Consider the following 17,129-nt stretch of genomic DNA (forward strand, 5'->3'; position numbering starts at 1 on the left):
CGCCATGATGGATGACGGTCAGACCTTTGCGAAGCTGCCGACCTGGCATGCCGGCGAAAAGTCCATTCAGGAGACGGTCGGCGCCGCCGAACGGATGGAAATGATCGGACAGAGGGTGGTGCGGGACTTCATGCCCGATCAGCACCGCGCCTTCTATGCGCAGATTCCCTTCGTCGTTCTCGGCAGCGTCGACCGGCGCGGCGATGCCTGGGCCACGCTTCTCGCCGGCGGCCCGGGCTTCATCACCTCACCGACACCGACGGCCCTCGACATCGCCGTGCGGCCCGACCCGGGCGATCCCGCGGCTGAGGGTACGGGGGAGGGCGACGCGATCGGTCTCCTCGGGATCGAGCTGCACAGCCGTCGACGGAACCGCGTCAACGGGATCGTCCGGTCCACGGCCGGCGGGATCCTGCACTTCGACGTCGATCAGAGCTTCGGAAACTGTCCGCAGTACATCCAGCTCCGCGACATGACCGTCCTCGGGGATCTTCGCGCGCCCGTCGCTGCCCCGGTCGAGGAGCGCGCGGATCTCGACGAGGCGGCGCGGTCCCTGATCGCGGCGGCCGACACGTTCTTCGTGGCGTCGTATGCCGACCGCGAGGGCCGGCGCCAGGTCGACGTCTCGCATCGCGGCGGCAAGGCGGGCTTCGTCCGTGTCGCTGCAGACGGTACGCTCACGATCCCCGACTTCGCCGGAAACCTGTTTTTCGCCACCCTCGGCAACATCCACCTCAACGGCAGGGCAGGGCTGGTCTTCACCGATTTCGCGACGGGTGATCTTCTCCACCTGACCGGCGACGCCGCCGTGATCCTGGATTCGCCCGAGCTCGCCGCCTTCCAGGGCGCCGAGCGTCTCTGGAGCTTCCGGCCGCGCCGGGTCATCCGTCGGCGGGGCGCCCTCCCGCTGCGGTGGTCGTTCCAGGCGGATGGATGGTCGCCGAACGCGCTGATGACCGGCGACTGGGTGGAGGCGGCCGATCGCGTCCGGGCGACCGAGCGTGCCGCGCATTGGCGGCCCTTCCGGGTGACGAAGATCACCGACGAGAGCCGCTCCATCCGGTCCTTCCATCTGGCTCCGGACGACGGAGCCGGACGGCTCCCGCACCGTGCGGGCCAGCATCTCCCGATCCGCGTGACGCTGCCCGGAGCGGACGCGCCGGTGATCCGCACCTACACGCTCTCGGTCGCGCCCTCCGACCCGACCTACCGCATCAGCGTGAAGCGCGACGGCATCGTCTCGCAGCACCTGCACGACCGCCTTCAGGTTGGGGACATCATCGAGGCGCGGGCGCCCGGCGGCGATTTCTCCCTCGATGCCCACGCGGCGCGCCCCGCGGTGCTGCTGGCCGGCGGCGTCGGGATAACGCCGCTCCTGGCGATGCTCCGGCACGTGGTCTACGAGGGCCTGCGCACCCGCAACATCCGACCGACCACGCTCATCTACGCCGCACGTGCGCGGTCCGATCGCGCCTTCGACGCGGAATTGTCCGAGCTGGCCGCAGCGGCACAGGGCTCCGTCCGGATCGTGCGCGTCCTGAGCGACGTCTCCGATGCCCGGGCCGGCGTCGATTACGAGGCCGCGGGCCGGATCGACATGGCGCTGCTCACGCGCTTCCTGGCTTTCGCCGATTACGACTTCTACCTGTGCGGGCCGCCGACCTTCACGCAGGCGCTCTATGACGGGTTGCGCGGCTACACCGTGTCGGACGACAGGATCCACGCGGAGGCGTTCGGCCCGTCTGCGCTGGTCCGGACGGCGGGGTCGGAGGGCGTCGCGCCGCCCCGCCCGCCAGTCTCAACGAAACCGGTGCCCGTCGCCTTCCTCGACACCGGCAAGGAGGCGCGCTGGACCCCCGAGTCCGGTAGCCTCCTCGACCTCGCCGAAGCCCGCGGCCTCGCACCCGCCTTCAGTTGCCGGGAAGGCAGTTGCGGGACCTGCCGCACAAAGCTGCTCGCCGGCGCCGTGACCTATCGCAAGGAACCGAGCGCCGCCGTAACTGAGGACGAAGTGCTGATCTGCTCGGCCGTGCCCGCCGAAGGCACGGACCGGGTGCAGCTCGCGCTGTGACGCCCGGCACGCTTCACCCGACTCCGTTTTCCACCTTCCGGGATCGTCGGCGGCCGATCATTGTGCGTGGCGTCGATATCGGGCCCGGGTCCCGCAACCTCGCGCACCCCAGGAGTACACCATGTCCCGTCCCCCGCTGCCGCCCTTCGATGAGCAGAGCGCGATCGCGAAGGTCCGCCTCGCCGAGGATGGCTGGAACGGCCGCGACCCGGCCAAGGTCGCCCTGGCCTACACGACCGATACCCGCTGGCGGAATCGCGCCGAGTTCCTGAACGGACGCGCGGAGGTGGAGGCTTTCCTGACCCGCAAGTGGAACCGGGAGCTCGACTACCGCCTCATCAAGGAGCTCTGGGCCTTCACCGGAAACCGGATCGCGGTGCGCTACGCCTACGAGTACCACGACGACAGCGGCCACTGGTTCCGGGCCTACGGCAACGAGAACTGGGAATTCGCCGAGGACGGGCTGATGCGCTACCGGCACAGCAGCATCAACGAGCTGCCCATCGCGGAAGTAGACCGCAAGTTTCACTGGCCCCTCGGACGCCGGCCGGACGATCATCCGGGCCTGAGCCATTTCGGCTTCTGATCACCGGCCCGGCGGGTGAGGGGAGCCTGGACCGGGCGTCGGCGGCGCGGTCCGTTTCGCGAAGCCCAGGAGCGAGGCCTTGGATCGTTGGCAAACCATGCGCGTCTTCGCCAAGGTCGCCGAGACGGGGAGCTTCGCGCAGACCGCACGCCTCCTGCACATGAGCCCGCCGGCCGTCACGCGTGCTGTGGCGGCCCTCGAGGAGATCATCGGCGCCCGGCTCCTGATCCGGACGACCCGCTCCGTGAAGCTCACGGAGGCGGGCAGCCGCTACTACGAGGATTGCCGGCGGATCCTGGCCGACATCGCCGAGGCCGAGTCGGCGGCGGCCGGCTCCAATGCGACGCCCTCGGGGACGCTCGCGGTCACGGCCTCCGTGCTGTTCGGGAAGATGCACGTCCTCCCGATCGTGACCCACTACCTCGACACCTACCCGACCATGTCGGCGCGGACCCTGTTCGTCGATCGGCCCGTCAACATCGTCGAGGAAGGGATCGATGTCGCGATCCGGATCGGCCGCTTGACCGATTCCGGGTTGACGGCGGCGCGGGTCGGATCGGTCCGCCATGTCATCTGCGGCGCCCCGGCCTATTTCGCGCGGCACGGCGTGCCGACGACGCCGGCGGATCTGAAGCGGCACCGGATCGCGGTCTCCACCGGCGCCTGGGCGTCGCCGGAATGGCGGTTCGCGGGGAACGAGCGGGTGGTCGTCCATCCCACCCTTCAGAGCAACACCAACGAGGTTCCGATCGCCGCCGCCCGGTCAGGCTGGGGGCTGACGCGGGTCCTGCACTACCAGATTGGCCCGGATCTGCTCGAAGGCCGCCTCAGGATCGTGCTCGACGAGTACGAGGAGGCGCCGATACCCGTCCACGTGCTGTATCCCGAAGGCCGGCGCGCACCCGCGAAGGTGCGGACCTTCGTCGACCTCGCGGTGTCGCAGCTGCGCGCCAACCGGACTTTGAACTGAACCATCGCGGCGCAGCCGCCGACCCGGCTGAGTGCGGTCGCATTGGTCGCAGCCCCGGATGAGGAAAGGGTGGTTCACTCTCAGGTTAGCTTTCTATGATCTTCCGCATCCAGTGCGGGTAGGAGGCGAGACGTGACGACATCCGAGCGCTCGACCATGCGCGGCTGCGCTCCTGTAACCGGCCGCGCGGATCGCGATGCTAGGCGCTCAGCGTGCACGGATCGGCGGTGCTGTCTGCGCACTTCGCCGCGCCCGGCCGCGACTTGAAGGGGAAAGACGCATGGACCAGTGGACCCGTCTGGACCCGATCTACGATTCCGAGGCGGCCGCCCGAACCATTGCCGCCGCCGCCGCGGCGCGCGCGGATGCCCAGGACCATGACGGCGGCTTCCCGCAGGACGATGTTGCCGATCTCGCGCGGCTCGGGCTGCTCGCCGCCCCGGTCCCGGTGGAACAGGGCGGGGCCGGCCTGGGGACGGAGCCGGGAGCCGGCGCGCTGGCCGAGGTTCTGCGGTTGGTCGGCTACGGCAGCCTCGCCCTCGGCCGACTCTACGAGGGACACGTCAACGCCATCCAGCTCATTGCCCGGTACGGCACGCCCGACCAGCGAAGCCGCCTGTTCGCCGACGCGCACGCCGGTCATCTGTTCGGAGTCTGGAATACGGAGCCGGCCGACGGCGGCTTGCGGGTCGAGGCCCGCGATACCGACGGACGACTCCTCGGCGTGAAGACCTTCGCGTCGGGCGCCGGCTACGTCACCCGCGCCCTCGTGACCGCCCGGCATCCGGACCGGGCCGGCGTGGCGATGATGGTGGTGCCGCTCGAGGCCGGCACCCGGGCCGATCTCTCGGCCTGGCGCGCACAGGGCATGCGCGCTTCGGCGACCGGCACGGTCGATTTCACCGGTCTCGCCGTCAATGCCGGCGACATCCTGGGCCAGCCCGACGATTATTTCCAGCAGCCGGCCTTCTCGGGCGGCGCGTGGCGTTTCGCGGCGGTCCAGCTCGGCGGCATCGAAGCCGTGTTCGATGCTTGGCGCGGCCACCTGAACCGGACCGGCCGGGGCGGCGACCCGCACCAATTGGCCCGCCTCGGCGAGGGAGCCATCGCGGTCGAGGGGGCGCGGCTCTGGATCGAGCGCGGCGCGCAGGTCGCATCGGACGCCGGGATGCCGCCCGCACGCGTGGTCGCCTACATCAACCTGGTCCGCCTCGCGGTCGAGCGCGCCGGCCTCGATGTCCTCCAGCTGGCCCAGCGCTCGGTCGGCTTGCAGGGATTCATGCGCGGCCATAGGCTGGAGCGGCTCGCGCGCGACCTCGCCACCTATCTGCGCCAGCCCGGACCGGATCATGCGCTCACCGCCGCGGCGTCCGAGATCCTGCAAGCCGACGCCATGGCCGGAGACCTGTGGACCGAGACGGCGGCATGACCAGCCCGATGAGCCGCGAAGCCGCGCCGCAGAGTGTCTGGCTGGACACCCCGCACCGCTACGGCCGCATCAGCCGCGGCTTCCACTGGCTGATGGCCGCCCTCTTCGCGTGGCAATTCACGGGCGCGCTGCTCTACGTCGCGATCGGTGACACCGCGCTCACGCGCCTCGTCGGCGGGAGCCACTTCACCCTTGGCTTCACGCTGTTCGTGCTCGTGCTCCTGCGCGGGGCCTGGGGACTCGCGAATCTCCACCGGCGCCCGTCGCATCCGGGCGCTCCGGGGCGCGCCGCCGTGGCCGGTCATGGCCTGATCTATCTGCTGATGATCCTCGTCCCCGGCCTCGCGCTTCTGCGCCAGTACGGTTCGGGCAAGCCCTTCGCGCCCTACGGCCTCCCCCTGATGCCGGAGCGGGACACGAAGATCGCCTGGATGATGCTTCCCGCCGATCTGTTCCATTACTGGCTGGGCTTCACGCTCCTGGCGGTCGTCCTCGGCCATGCCGCGATGGCCTTCCTGCATCGCAGGTTCTGGAACGAGGCTGTCCTGACGCGCATGACGTGAACGGCGGCGCGCCGGCGCTCGAGGTCCTCAGGCCGTCGGGTCCTCCGCTGCGGCTGGTCTCCGGTCGGGCAACGGCGCGTCCAGGGTGAAGACGACGCCGCGGGGGCGGTACTCGATTTCCGCCGAGCCTCCCATCTCGGCGGCCAGCGCCCGCTCGATCAGGCGCGTGCCGAAGCCGCCGCGGGCCGGCGCCGTCACCGCAGGTCCGCCGATTTCCTCCCAACGGAACCAGAGGTGGGCTGGCCTCGCCCCATCCACCACGTCCCAGTTCAGGATCACCCGTCCCCTGTCGTTCGACAGGGCGCCGTACTTGACCGCGTTGGTCGCCAGCTCGTGCAGCGCCATCGTGAAGGCGAGGGTCAGGCGCGGCGTCAGCCACACCTCCGGGCCGTTGATCAGGAACCTCTGCCCCGCGCCGCCGCGGAACGGCTGCAATGTGCCCTCCACGATCACGGTCAGCGTGGCGCCGATCCAGCTCTCGCGGGTCAGAACGTCGTGGGCGGCCGAGAGCGATTGCAGCCGTGCGTCGAGGGTCTTGTGCGCCTCCTCCACGGAGGATGCGTTGCGCAGAGTCTGGTGCGCGATGGACTGCATGGTCGCCATCGAGTTCTTCACCCGGTGGTTCAGCTCGTCGGCCAGGAGGGTGCGGTGTTCCTCTGCGCGCTTGCGCTCGGTCACGTCGATGGAGACGCCGGCCATGCTCAGCGGCTGGCCGACCGCGTCGTAGAAGGTCTGGCCGCGGATCTGCAGCCAGCGCAGCTCGCCACGCGGCGTGCGCGCCCGGTACTCGATGTCGTAGTCGCTGTGCTCGCGGATCGAGGTCTGCACCGCCGCCTGCATGCGCGGGCGGTCCTCGGGATCGATCGCCGCGATCAGATCCTCGTAGCTGAACGGGTCGTCGGCCGCCCGTCCGAAATTCTCCTTGCAGGTTTCGGAGGCCACCAGGCGCATGTCGGCGAGATCGAGGGTCCAGGAGCCGAAGCGTCCGGCCTTCAGGATGAAGCGCAGCCGCTCTTCGCTGCGGGTGAGGTCGCTGGTGCGACGCTCCACCTCCAGCTCCAGCGCCAGCCGGTCGCGATGCATCCGCGCGAGCTTGTCCCGCTCCAGGGTCACGTCGAACTGCGACGCGAAGAAATAGGTCAACTCACCGTCGCGATCGAAGACCGGCGAGATCAGGAGCCGATTCCAGAAGAGCTCACCGCTCTTCTTGTGGTTCAACAGCTCGATCTCGATCGGCACCCGGCGCGCGATGGCCGCTCTGATCTTGGCGATATCGGCGCGGTTGGTCTCGGGCCCCTGCAGGAACCGACAGTTCCGCCCGATGATCTCGTCATGGGCGTAACCGGTCAGTGTGGAGAAGGCGGCATTGACGAAGACGATGGGATTGTCCGGCTGATTGGGATCGGTGATCAGCATCGGCATCCGCGTCGCCCGAACGGCGGATACGAACGGGTCGGAACTCGCGCCGATGCGCGCAAACTCCGCTTCGAAGCGGGTGCGTTCCTGCTGATCCGTCAATGCCCCGTCGCCCCTGCCACGACCTGCACATGGCGGCCTTCGACCGTGATGGCTCCTCGTATCACAGGGATTATCGCTTGTGCGCAATCATCTTAATGGCCAAGACGCCGCAGGCCGGTCGCTGCACGCGGCGACCGGCCGCCACCCCTAGGTCCTGGCTGGATGAGGCCCGAAGCCTGCCGGCGGGCGCGAGCCGAGATGGTCCCGCAGGGTTCGGCCCTCGTACTCGGTGCGGAACAGGCCGCGCCGGCGAAGCTCCGGGAGGACCAGCGCGATGAAATCCTCGAGGCCGCCGGGCAGCGTCGGGGGCATGATGTTGAAGCCGTCCGCACCGCCAGCCCGGAACCGCTCCTCCATCTCGTCCGCGATCTGGGCGGCCGTGCCGATGATCTGCGAGTGGCCGCGGGCGCCCGCGATGCGCAGGTAGAGCTGACGCAGGGTCAGGCCTTCGCGACGGGCGAGATCGACCATCAGCTGCTGGCGGGACTTGATGCCGTCCGTCTCGGGCAATTCCGGGACGGGCCCGTCGGGATCGTAGCCCGACAGGTCGTGGCCGCCGATCATGCGTCCGAGCAGGGCGAGGCCGACGACGGGATCGATCAGGTCCTGCAGGGCTTCGAACTTCGCCCGCGCCTCGGCCTCGCTGCGGCCGACGACGGGAAACAGGCCCGGCATCACCTTCAGATCGTCCGGGGCGCGGCCGAACCGCGCCATCCGCTCCTTCAGGTCGCCGTAGAAGGCCACCGCCTCCTCCAGCGTCTGATTGGCCGTGAACACGATCTCGGCGGTGCGCGCCGCCAGATCCTTGCCGGGCCCGGAGGAGCCGGCCTGCACCAGCACGGGCTGTCCCTGCGGCGTGCGCGAGATGTTGAGCGGGCCGCGCACCTCGAAATGGCTGCCGCGGTGGTTCAACGGGCGGAAGCCATCCGGCTTCGAGAATTGCCCGCTGGCGCGGTCGATGATCACCGCGCCATCGTCCCAGGTGTTCCAGAGGCCGAGGACCACGTCCACGAACTCCTCCGCGCGCTCGTAGCGGTTGGCGTGGCGGGCGATCCGGTCGCCGCCGAAATTCGCCGCCTCGGCGTCGGTCGCGGAGGTGACGAGATTCCAGCCGGCCCGTCCGCCGCTGAGGTGGTCGAGGGACGCGAACCGGCGCGCGACGTTGTAGGGCTCGTTGAAGCTGGTGGAAGTGGTGGCGACGAGACCGATCCGACTCGTCACCGCCGCGAGCGCCGACAGGAGCGTCACCGGCTCGAAATGGGTGGATCGCGCGGTGCGCTCGCTGGAGCGGAGATCGAGGTCGCGGATGCCGGTGCCATCTTCGAGGAAGATGAGATCGAACTTGGCGGCTTCGGCCCGCTGCGCCCAGCCGACATAGCGCTCGAGGACCAGACCGCCGTCGGCCTCGCTTGAGGAATGGCGCCAGCCCGCAACATGGTGGCCGGTCGCGTAGAAGAATGCGCCGAGGCGCAGGGTGCCCTGTCTCATCGAACCGACCGTCATCGAGGCTGATCTGCTCCGTGCCGCGTGAGCAGGCCGGAGTCTAGCCGACCCACCCGTGCAAGCGAACCCAGCGTTGTACGCGCGGGGCTCATCCCGCTTCCGCTGGGACGGTACCGGCCGGCACCGGGGCAGGGCCCGTGGCGCGCGTCAGCGGGACACGGACGTTTCCGGCGCATTCCCCGAGGGAAGGTCGTGCAGATCGGACGTGGCATGCCGCGCGTGCCGCGTCGCCAGGGAGCCGCGCGCCTCCTGCATCGGCATGAAGGCCGAGAAACCGACCGCGCCCGGGACTGCGTTGTAGATCGCCTCCATGCCGCCGCGCATGTGGTAGGTCTCGTGCCAGATGCCGACGCCGCGCGTGTCCCGCAGGAAATCCCGCCACCAGATCCGATGGGGCTCGGATTTCGCCCAGGCGACCATGCTGTCGATGTCGCGCCAGTACCAACGCATGCCCAGATGCAGCGGGCGCAGGCTGAAGATGATGTTGTTCTCGTAGTGCAGCAGGCCGTCCGGGCGTTCCGCGCCGACCGTGGCGATCCGCGGTCCGAAGCCGAGGAGAGTCCTGACGCCGGCGAGCGTCCGGACCTTCATGCCGAGATAAATCACGACGAGATCCGGATAGCCCGAGAAGTCCGGGACCCGCTCGTGCCGGTTCGCGCCCATGCTCGTCCCCATGATCGCGCCTGTATCGCCGCGTGACTCGCCCGAACCCGTAAACCGATAATATTCACCGGCCTTTCTGCAAATCAATATTCGCGCACGAAGGGTCGGCACATCTCGTGATCGAGCGATGAATGACGAAGGCCGATCCCGACGCCATGTGCCGGGCCCCCGGGGGGACGACGCAGCCGGCTCTGCCATCGACGATACTGGAGGGTCGCATCCAATCCGACGTCGGTTCAGGCCGGGGCACGCCGGCTGCCGGACGTCCGCCCGGGATTCGGCGTGGCGCAGACCGGCCGCGATGAACCGGGATGCGCGACCGCCAGGAGGCTCGACACGCTTGCGCGCCGCGCACGTCCCCGATGGCGCCGAGAGGCCCCCGTCGTCGGACGCAGGGCGTGTCGGTGGCCTGAATGGATGCCGAGAAGGGTCGGAGAACCGCAGTGGCATCGCCGCTCCGTTCAAGCGCAAAATATTCTCGTGCCGTGGCAAAATGACGAACATTCTTGCTTTCATTCAGCAAAGTAGAGAAAGCCGTTTCGTTGACTCCTTGGCCGACCGACAGGATCTTGTATTCACTGTCACGGTAAGGGCAGCGCAGGGAAGATGAAGACGCATGGGCGGTCCGGTCGTGTCCCCGGGACGAACAGGGACGCCGTCCGGATCGGGTGTACGGTTCGCGCTCGAACCTCGCCGCGGTCCGAAAGACCCGTCCGGCTGATCCGCCGCCGCTGCTGACTCCCCGAACGCGGCCGCCTCGAAGGAACCGGCTCGGATCGCACCGCGAACCGGGACCTGTGCTACGGCGCCGCAGACCGAACGCCTTCCGCCGCACCCACTTCAGACGCCAGGCCCGCTTCATGATCCCGAACCGCCGATCCCTCCTGGCCGCCGGCCTCGCCCTGGCGTGCCTGGGCAGCCTCTCGTCGCGCGAGGCCCGGGCCGAGGATCCGAAGGAGGTCCGCCTGGACTGGGCGACCTACAATCCGATCGGCCTGCTCCTGAAGGAGAAGGGCTTCCTCGAGGAGGCGCTGGCGCCGCGGGGCATCAAGGTCCGCTGGGTCCAGTCGCTCGGCTCCAACAAGGCGCTCGAATTCCTGAACGCCGGCGCCATCGATTTCGGCTCGGCGGCTGGCGCCGCAGCCCTCGTGGCGCGGATCAACGGCAATCCGATCAAGGCGATCTACGCCTATTCGCGCCCGGAATGGACCGCGCTCGTCACCCGCAAGGACAGCGGCATCGCCAAGCCCGCCGATCTCAAAGGCAAGCGCGTCGCCGTCACCCGGGGCACCGATCCGCACATCTTCCTGATCCGCGCGCTCCAGAGCGCCGGCCTCACCGAGCGCGACGCCAAGCTCGTGCTGCTGCAGCATCCGGACGGCCGGACCGCCCTCGACCGCGGCGACGTCGATGCCTGGGCCGGCCTCGATCCGATGATGGCGGCCGCCGAGATCGAGAACGGCGACGTGCTGTTCTACCGGGATGCCGCCGCGAACACCTGGGGCCTGCTGGACGTTCGGGAGGAGTTCGCGACGGCCCATCCCGACCTCGTCCGGACGGTGATCGCCGCCTACGAGCGGGCCCGCGCCTACGCGCTCGCCAACCCCCAGGCCCTCGCCGCGTCCCTCGTTGCGGCCACGAAGCTGCCCGAGCCGGTGATCGCCCGTCAGCTCGAGCGGACCGACCTGTCCCAGCCGGCGATCGGCGCAGCCCAGGCCCAGTCGATCAAGGCGGCCGGAACAGCCCTGCAGCAGGCGGGCGTGATCCCGGCGGGTACCGACGTGGCCGCGGCCGTCGACGGCCTGCTCGACGCGCGCTTCAATCCCGTCGCCGGACAGTGAGCGGCAGCGTGCCGCTGCTGCGGCGGGGCGGCCGCGCGGGTTTGGGGCTTCTGTTGCCGCTCGTCGCGGCGATCGGTTGGGAGATCGCGGTGGCGACGGGCGCGGCCTCCGGACGGCTGCTCCCGCCGCCGAGCCGGATCGGCGCGACCCTCTGGGAGCTCGCGGTGTCGGGCGATCTCTGGCTTCACGTCGAGGCGACCCTCGTGCGGGTCGGCCTCGGCTTCCTGTGCGGAGCGGCGGCCGGGATCATCGCGGGTGCCCTCGTCGCGACGATCCCGCTGCTGCGCTGGCTCGTCGATCCGAGCCTGCAGGCCCTGCGCGCCGTCCCGTCTCTGGCCTGGGTGCCGCTCTTCATCCTGTGGTTCGGCATCCTGGAGACGCCGAAGGTGCTGTTGATCGCCGTGGGCGTGTTCTTCCCCGTCTATGTCGGCGTCTCGGGGGCGATCGCCTCGGTGGACCGCAAGCTGGTCGAGGTCGGGCGGATCTTCCGCCTGTCCCGCCTTGCTCTCGCCCGCCGGATCCTGTTGCCGGCCGTGCTGCCGGCGACCCTCGTCGGGCTGCGCACGGGGCTCGGTCTCGGCTTCCTGTTCGTCGTGGCGGCGGAACTGATGGGCGCCTCCGAGGGCCTCGGCTATCTGCTCGTGGACGGCCAGCAGTTCAGCAAGCCGGATCAGATCGTGGCGGCGATCATCGCCTTTGCCCTCGTGGGCAAGGCGGCCGACATGGCCCTGTTGACGCTGACACGGCCCCTGACCCGATGGCAGGATACCGTGCGGGACAGCCTGTGACCGCAGGATTGGGGCTGACGCGCGGCGCGGAACCGGGGACGGTCCCGCGCCGCGGTTCCAATCCGATCCCCATCCCGCGACCGCGCGAGAGACGCCCGTGCTGACCGTCGACGACCTCTCCAAGACCTATGCCGACGGCACGCGGGCCCTGTCGGGCATCGACCTGTCGGTCCAGCAGGGCGAGATCGTCGCGCTGATCGGCGGCTCGGGCTGCGGAAAGACGACTCTGCTCCGGCTGATCGCGGGGCTCGATCAGGCGAGCCAAGGCGCCGTGCAGGTCGACGGCGAGACGATCCGCGCGCCGCATCCGAGCGTCGGCGTCGTGTTCCAGGAGCCGCGGCTGCTGCCCTGGCTCGACGTGGCCGGCAATGTCGGCTTCGGCCTCGCCGACCTCCCGCGGTCCGAGCGCCGGGCGCGCGTGACCCATGCTCTGGAGCGGGTCGGCCTCGCCGAGCACGGTGGCCGCTGGCCCCGGGAACTGTCCGGAGGCCAGCAGCAGCGCGTGGCCATCGCCCGGGCCTTCGTGGCGCGGCCGCGGGTCCTGCTCCTCGACGAGCCGTTCTCCGCCCTCGACGCCTTCACCCGGAAGGGATTGCACGAGCAGCTCCTCGATCTCTGGGCCGAGTCGAAGCCGACGATCCTGATCGTCACGCACGATGTCGGAGAGGCCGTCACCCTGGCCGACCGGGTGGTGGTGATGCGGCCGCGGCCGGGACGCCTGGACGAGACCGTGCCGATCGGGCTCGCCCGGCCGCGCGAACCGGTGGCGGCGACCTACGAGGACGCCGTGCGCCGCGTGCTGGCCGCCCTCGATCACTCCCTGCGCCCGGCCTCGGCCAACCGGCCGGCCGCCCCCGAGACCCGCGCGAGCTGGTGGTAGGACCAGCGGCGACCTGCGGCGCGAGGCCGGATCGGCCGGCCGTCAGGACCCGATCGCGGTCAGCTCCAGATCCGCGGGATCCACGCGCCGGAATCGGGCGAAGCGGAGCGCCAGCACCGGCAGGATCAGCAGGTTCAGCACCGTCGAGGTGACGAGGCCGCCGAGGATCACGAGCGCCATCGGGCCCTCGATCTCACGGCCGGGCTCGCCGGCGCCGAGCGCCAGCGGCAGCAGACCGAGACCCGTGACCAGGGAGGTCATCAGGATCGGCACCATCCGGTCCGCGGCGCCCTCCGCCGCCGTGGCCGCGTCCCAGGATCGCCCGTCCCGGGTGACCATCTGCTCGTAATGGGCGATCAGCATCACGCTGTTACGCAGCGAGATGCCCGACAGGGTCACGAACCCGACGATCGAGCCGAGCGACAAGACCCCGCCGGTCAGCGCCGCCGCGGCCACGCCGCCCACGAAGGCGAAGGGCAGGTTGACGAGCACCAGCAGCAGGTTCGCCGCCGAACCGGTCACCATGGCGAGGAGCACCACGATCCCGAAGCCGGCGAGCCCGGCATGGACGAGGAGGTCGCGGCGGGCGGCCGCCTGGGCCTCGGCGGCGCCCGAGAAGGTCACGTAGACCCCCTCGGGCAGCCGAACCTCGCGGGCGATCTTGCGCTTGGCCGCCGCCACGAATCCCGCCAGATCGCGGTCGGCGACGTTGGCGGTCACCGCCTGCACGCGCTGTGCTCCGAGATGCTGCACTTGGTATCGGCCGGCGCTCTCGTAGACGTCGGCGACCTGCGACAGGCGGACATAGCGCCCGCCGGGGGCCCGCAGGGGCAGGTCCCCCACCGCGCTGAGGCGATCCCGCACGCGTGCGTCGAGGATCACCAGCACGTTGAACACGGCGTTGCCGCGATAGGTCTGGCCCACCGTGTCGCCCTGGTAGGCGGTGCGCACCGCCTCCAGCACCTCCACGGGATCGAGGCCCCAATGCCGCAGATCCACCGGGCGCAGCGCCACCGTGACCTGCGGCAGCCCGGCGGGCGAGGCCTGCTGGACGTCCCGGGCACCCTTCACCTCCGAGAGTTCCTGCGCGACCGAGCGGGCCGCCGCTTCGATCCGGTCGAGATCGCTGCCGATCACGTTGACCACGACCGGTGCGGTGAAGCCCGAGACGGTCTCCTCGATGCGCTCGGTCAGGAAGGTCTTGAGCGAGAAGGCCGCCCCCGGGAAGCCGGCGATCAGCGTCCGGACGCCGGCCTCGACGCGGCGCTGGGCAGCCCCGTCGAGGCCGGGCTCCAGATCGATGTGGATCTCGCTGTAATGCGGCCCGGCGGTATCCTCGGCGGCCTCGGCGCGCCCGATCTGCGCCGCCACGGCGCGCACGCCGGGGATCTCCTTCAGATCGCCGGTGATCAGGGTCCCGAGCCGCTGCGATTCCTGCAGGGAGGTGCCGGGAATGGCCACCATGTGCAGGATCATGTGTCCCTCCTTCAGGTCGGGGAGGAACACCGCTCCGAGGGTCGGCAGGATGGCGGCCCCCGCAAGGGTCACCAGCAGCGCGCCGGCCATGGCGATCCGCGGCACCCGCCCGATGCCGGCGAGCAGCCGCAGATAGGCAGCCCGGCTCCAGCGCACCACCGGCGGGTCGGGCGGAGCGGCGCCCGCATGGCGCGTCATACGACTGCCGAGGAGCAGGATCGCGAGGGCCGGCGTGACCGTGAGCGCGACCAGAAGCGAGGCGACGACCGCCGCGATGTAGGCCAGCGCCAGCGGACCGAACAGCCGGCCGGCGACGCCGGTCAACGCGAGAATGGGCAGGAACATCAGGATCACCGCGAGCGTCGCGTAGGCGACCGACGTCCGCACCTCGAGCATCGCGGCCAGAACCACGCGGGGGATGCTGCGCCGTCCGCCCCGCGCCTCCCGCAGGCGGCGGGAGACGTTCTCGACGCCGATCACCGCGTCGTCGACCACCTCCCCGATGGCGAGGGCCAGCCCGCCCAGCGTCATGGTGTTGAGGCTCTCGCCCCAGGCTTGGAGAACGAGCGCGGCGGTGATCAGCGACAGCGGGATCGCCGCTGCACTGATCACCGCCGCCCGCCAATCCGCCAGGAAGACGAGGAGTACGATCATCACCAGCACGCCGCCCAGCGCCAGCGCCTGGATCACGTTGCCCGTGGCGACATCCACGAAGTTCGCAGGCCGGAACAGGTCCGCCCGCAGGCTCACGCCCTCGCGCTTCAGAACCGGGCGCAGCTCGTCCAGGGCCGCCTCCAGGCGGGCCGTCACGGCGCGCGTGTCGACGCCCACCTGGGCGCCGACCATCAGCAGCACGCCGGGCTTGCCGTCCACGAGGGCCGCGCTGATCGCCGGCTCCGGGGCGGCCGTGACGGTGGCCACATCCGAGAGCACGACGCTCGCCCCGCCGTCGTTGTGCAGCACGATCTGTCCGAGCGCCTCCGGCGTGAGGGACTGTCCCTCCGTCCGGAGCAGGACACGCTGGTTCGGCGTGTCGACGAAGCCCGCCCCGCGCACGCCGGTCCCCTTTCGGGCGGCCGCCAGGACGTCGTTGAGGCCGATCTGGAAGCGGATCAGGTCGTCGGAGCGGACCTGAACCTGCAAGGCGCGCACGCCGCCGCCATAGAGCGAGACCTGGGCGATGCCGGGCACCGCCTGGAGCCGCCGGCGCACGGTCCATTCCGCGATCTGGCGCAGGTCCATGGCGTCGCGGGCCTCGGCGGTCAGCCCGACGAGGAGGACGGTGAGCGTCGAAGAAGTGAGCGGGGTCATGGCGGGGGCTGCCACGCCGTCGGGCATGCGGCCGGCCAGTGCCGCCAGACGCTCGTTGACCCGCTGGCGGATCCGGTCGACGTCGCTGCCGGGCCTGAACGCCGCGGTGATCACCGACAGGCCCTGGATCGAGGTGGAGCGCAGGGTCTCCAGGCCCGGCAGGCCGCCGACTGCCACCTCGACGGGCTGCGTGACCAGCACCTCGACCTGTTCGGAATCGAGGCCCGGTGCTTCGGTCTGGATCGTCACAGTCGGCGGCGCGAACTCGGGGAAGACATCGTACCGGGCCCCCGCGAGGACGTAGAGCCCGAAGACCAGGACCGCGCAGGCCAGCGCGAGGACCACCCGCGGCAGACGGACGGCGAAGCCCACGAGTGCGGCCTGCAAACCGCCGCCGCGGCCGGCTGCAGGGGAGGGCTCAGTCATCGTCGTCGCCCACGACGCGGATGCGGCTCTTCATCTCCTCCGAGAGGAGCGCCTGCGCCCCCCGCAGCACGATCTCGCTGCCGTCCGGCAGGTCCTCGACGACGAAGGCATCGGCCGACATCGGGGCATCCGGCCGGACCGGATGGCGCACGTAGGCGCCGTCGCCGGTGCCGCGATACACCCAGGTGCCGCCCTCTCCGTGGACGACGGCATCCTCCGGCACGAGGACGCCCTTGACCGCGCGGGACGCCGGCAGGAACGCCATCGTGCTGGTGCCGGGCAGGAGGCCGCTCTCGCCGGAGACCAGGTAGAAGAAGCTCTGCCCTTGGATCCGCGGATCGGTCCGCGTCGCGGGCGAGACCGGCCGGAGGGCAACCCGCGCGCTCTGGGGCGGCACCTCTGCGAAGGCGGCCTGCGGCGCTTCGGGAAGCGTCTCCCCGGGCGGTAAGGTGACCTGCATGAGGAAATCGATCCGCTCGATCAGGCGCGTCACCAGCGGAGACCGCTCGATGATCGCCTTGCCGAGCACCGAACCCCATTCCTGGCGCGCCGTGGCGGCGAGCGTCCGCAACTGCGACTCCGCCACCGTCATCGACGCCTGATCGGTCAGGAGCGTGCCCTCGGCGGTTTCGATCTGCGCCACCGCCACCACGCCGGCGCCCAGGTTACGGGCCCGGCGGGCAGCACTGGCCGAGACTTCGACACGGGCGCGCGCCGTCTGGAGCGCCGCGACGGCGCCCGCATAGCTGTTGGTGAGTTCGGTGATCCGGGCGAGGTCGAGGACGCTGCCGTAGGCGGTCAGCTCCTGCCGGTGAAGCACGGCCGGCCGTGACTCGGCCACGAGCCCGATCCGCGCGCGCTCGGCTGCCGTCAGCCGCACCACCGTCCGTCCATCCTCGACGGCGGTGCGCGGCGCCGGAAGCTGTGCCGCTGCAGGTGGACCATCGCGCCAATCGGGGACGAGCGCCGTTGCCCGCGCCCGCATCTCCGCGATGATCGGGCCCGCATCCGCCCGCAGCCTTTGGCCCGGTGGCGTGACGGCGAGACCGGCCGCGGCGAGCACCATCCCTCCGATGAGCAGCATCGCCCGGCGACCACCCACGT

Annotated in this window: 13 protein-coding genes; 8 read left to right on the forward strand and 5 right to left on the reverse strand. The window is 70.5% G+C overall.

What is annotated here, in order from left to right; translation table 11 throughout:
• Positions 1-7: 7 nt before the first annotated feature.
• From A3862_RS15105 to A3862_RS15125, 5 genes are all read left to right on the forward strand, one after another.
• Positions 8-2,071 (forward strand): 2Fe-2S iron-sulfur cluster-binding protein, encoded by a 2,064-nt coding sequence (locus A3862_RS15105; protein ID WP_111474348.1) that lies wholly within the window; start codon positions 8-10, stop codon positions 2,069-2,071.
• 121 nt (positions 2,072-2,192) lie between these two features.
• On the forward strand, positions 2,193-2,657 hold the full coding sequence (locus A3862_RS15110) for a nuclear transport factor 2 family protein (RefSeq protein ID WP_111473691.1): 465 nt from the start codon (positions 2,193-2,195) through the stop codon (positions 2,655-2,657).
• Positions 2,658-2,736: 79 nt separating this feature from the next.
• Positions 2,737-3,627 carry a LysR family transcriptional regulator gene (locus tag A3862_RS15115; protein WP_111473692.1) on the forward strand — a complete coding sequence of 297 codons (891 nt, stop codon included), beginning with the start codon at positions 2,737-2,739 and terminating at the stop codon, positions 3,625-3,627.
• Positions 3,628-3,907: 280 nt separating this feature from the next.
• Positions 3,908-5,056, forward strand: coding sequence for an acyl-CoA dehydrogenase family protein (locus A3862_RS15120; protein WP_111473693.1), 1,149 nt, complete (start codon positions 3,908-3,910; stop codon positions 5,054-5,056).
• On the forward strand, positions 5,053-5,619 hold the full coding sequence (locus A3862_RS15125; RefSeq protein WP_111473694.1) for a cytochrome b: 567 nt from the start codon (positions 5,053-5,055) through the stop codon (positions 5,617-5,619). Before A3862_RS15120 ends, A3862_RS15125 begins: the two co-directional genes overlap by 4 nt.
• Before the next feature lie 27 nt (positions 5,620-5,646).
• Here A3862_RS15125 and A3862_RS15130 read toward each other — a convergent pair whose 3' ends face one another.
• The 3 genes from A3862_RS15130 to A3862_RS15140 form a co-directional block, all read right to left on the reverse strand.
• Positions 5,647-7,137: an HWE histidine kinase domain-containing protein gene (locus A3862_RS15130; protein WP_043356402.1), complete on the reverse strand. Its 1,491-nt coding sequence runs from the start codon at positions 7,135-7,137 to the stop codon at positions 5,647-5,649.
• A 147-nt stretch (positions 7,138-7,284) separates the two neighbouring features.
• Positions 7,285-8,640, reverse strand: a complete 1,356-nt coding sequence (locus tag A3862_RS15135) for an LLM class flavin-dependent oxidoreductase (protein ID WP_236961256.1) — start codon at positions 8,638-8,640, stop codon at positions 7,285-7,287.
• A 147-nt stretch (positions 8,641-8,787) separates the two neighbouring features.
• Entirely contained in the window at positions 8,788-9,315 is a 528-nt protein-coding gene (locus tag A3862_RS15140) for a DUF4188 domain-containing protein (RefSeq protein WP_236952971.1), read from the reverse strand.
• A gap of 848 nt (positions 9,316-10,163) precedes the next feature.
• On the opposite strand from A3862_RS15140, the gene A3862_RS15145 reads away from it, so the two are divergent.
• The 3 genes from A3862_RS15145 (at position 10,164) to A3862_RS15155 (ending at position 12,812) form a co-directional block, all read left to right on the forward strand.
• Entirely contained in the window at positions 10,164-11,144 is a 981-nt protein-coding gene (locus A3862_RS15145) for an aliphatic sulfonate ABC transporter substrate-binding protein (RefSeq protein WP_205782282.1), read from the forward strand.
• 8 nt (positions 11,145-11,152) lie between these two features.
• The gene (locus tag A3862_RS15150) at positions 11,153-11,932 is read left to right on the forward strand and encodes an ABC transporter permease (RefSeq protein WP_236952970.1); all 780 of its coding nucleotides are present in this window, start codon (positions 11,153-11,155) and stop codon (positions 11,930-11,932) included.
• Between the two features lie 97 nt (positions 11,933-12,029).
• Positions 12,030-12,812, forward strand: a complete 783-nt coding sequence (locus A3862_RS15155) for an ABC transporter ATP-binding protein (RefSeq protein ID WP_043758691.1) — start codon at positions 12,030-12,032, stop codon at positions 12,810-12,812.
• 42 nt (positions 12,813-12,854) lie between these two features.
• Here A3862_RS15155 and A3862_RS15160 read toward each other — a convergent pair whose 3' ends face one another.
• Both A3862_RS15160 and A3862_RS15165 read right to left on the reverse strand, forming a co-directional pair.
• A complete protein-coding gene (locus tag A3862_RS15160; protein ID WP_111473695.1) occupies positions 12,855-16,025 on the reverse strand; it encodes an efflux RND transporter permease subunit in 3,171 nt (1,056 codons plus the stop codon).
• Positions 16,018-17,127 (reverse strand): efflux RND transporter periplasmic adaptor subunit, encoded by a 1,110-nt coding sequence (locus tag A3862_RS15165; RefSeq protein WP_205782284.1) that lies wholly within the window; start codon positions 17,125-17,127, stop codon positions 16,018-16,020. The genes A3862_RS15160 and A3862_RS15165 overlap by 8 nt, the downstream gene beginning before the upstream one ends.
• Positions 17,128-17,129: the final 2 nt, after the last annotated feature.

The sequence above is a fragment of the Methylobacterium sp. XJLW genome (genome assembly GCF_003254375.1).
In the GTDB taxonomy this organism is placed as follows: Bacteria; Pseudomonadota; Alphaproteobacteria; order Rhizobiales; family Beijerinckiaceae; genus Methylobacterium; species Methylobacterium fujisawaense.

What these genes read in the sequence shown, in the direction of transcription:
- A3862_RS15105 (WP_111474348.1), top strand. Translation starts at nt 8, where the DNA reads ATGGATGACGGTCAGACCTTTGCGAAGCTGCCGACCTGGCATGCCGGC.
- A3862_RS15110 (WP_111473691.1), top strand. Translation starts at nt 2,193, where the DNA reads ATGTCCCGTCCCCCGCTGCCGCCCTTCGATGAGCAGAGCGCGATCGCG.
- A3862_RS15120 (WP_111473693.1), top strand. Translation starts at nt 3,908, where the DNA reads ATGGACCAGTGGACCCGTCTGGACCCGATCTACGATTCCGAGGCGGCC.
- A3862_RS15125 (WP_111473694.1), top strand. Translation starts at nt 5,053, where the DNA reads ATGACCAGCCCGATGAGCCGCGAAGCCGCGCCGCAGAGTGTCTGGCTG.
- A3862_RS15135 (WP_236961256.1), bottom strand. Translation starts at nt 8,640, where the DNA reads ATGACGGTCGGTTCGATGAGACAGGGCACCCTGCGCCTCGGCGCATTC.
- A3862_RS15140 (WP_236952971.1), bottom strand. Translation starts at nt 9,315, where the DNA reads ATGGGGACGAGCATGGGCGCGAACCGGCACGAGCGGGTCCCGGACTTC.
- A3862_RS15145 (WP_205782282.1), top strand. Translation starts at nt 10,164, where the DNA reads ATGATCCCGAACCGCCGATCCCTCCTGGCCGCCGGCCTCGCCCTGGCG.
- A3862_RS15160 (WP_111473695.1), bottom strand. Translation starts at nt 16,025, where the DNA reads ATGACTGAGCCCTCCCCTGCAGCCGGCCGCGGCGGCGGTTTGCAGGCC.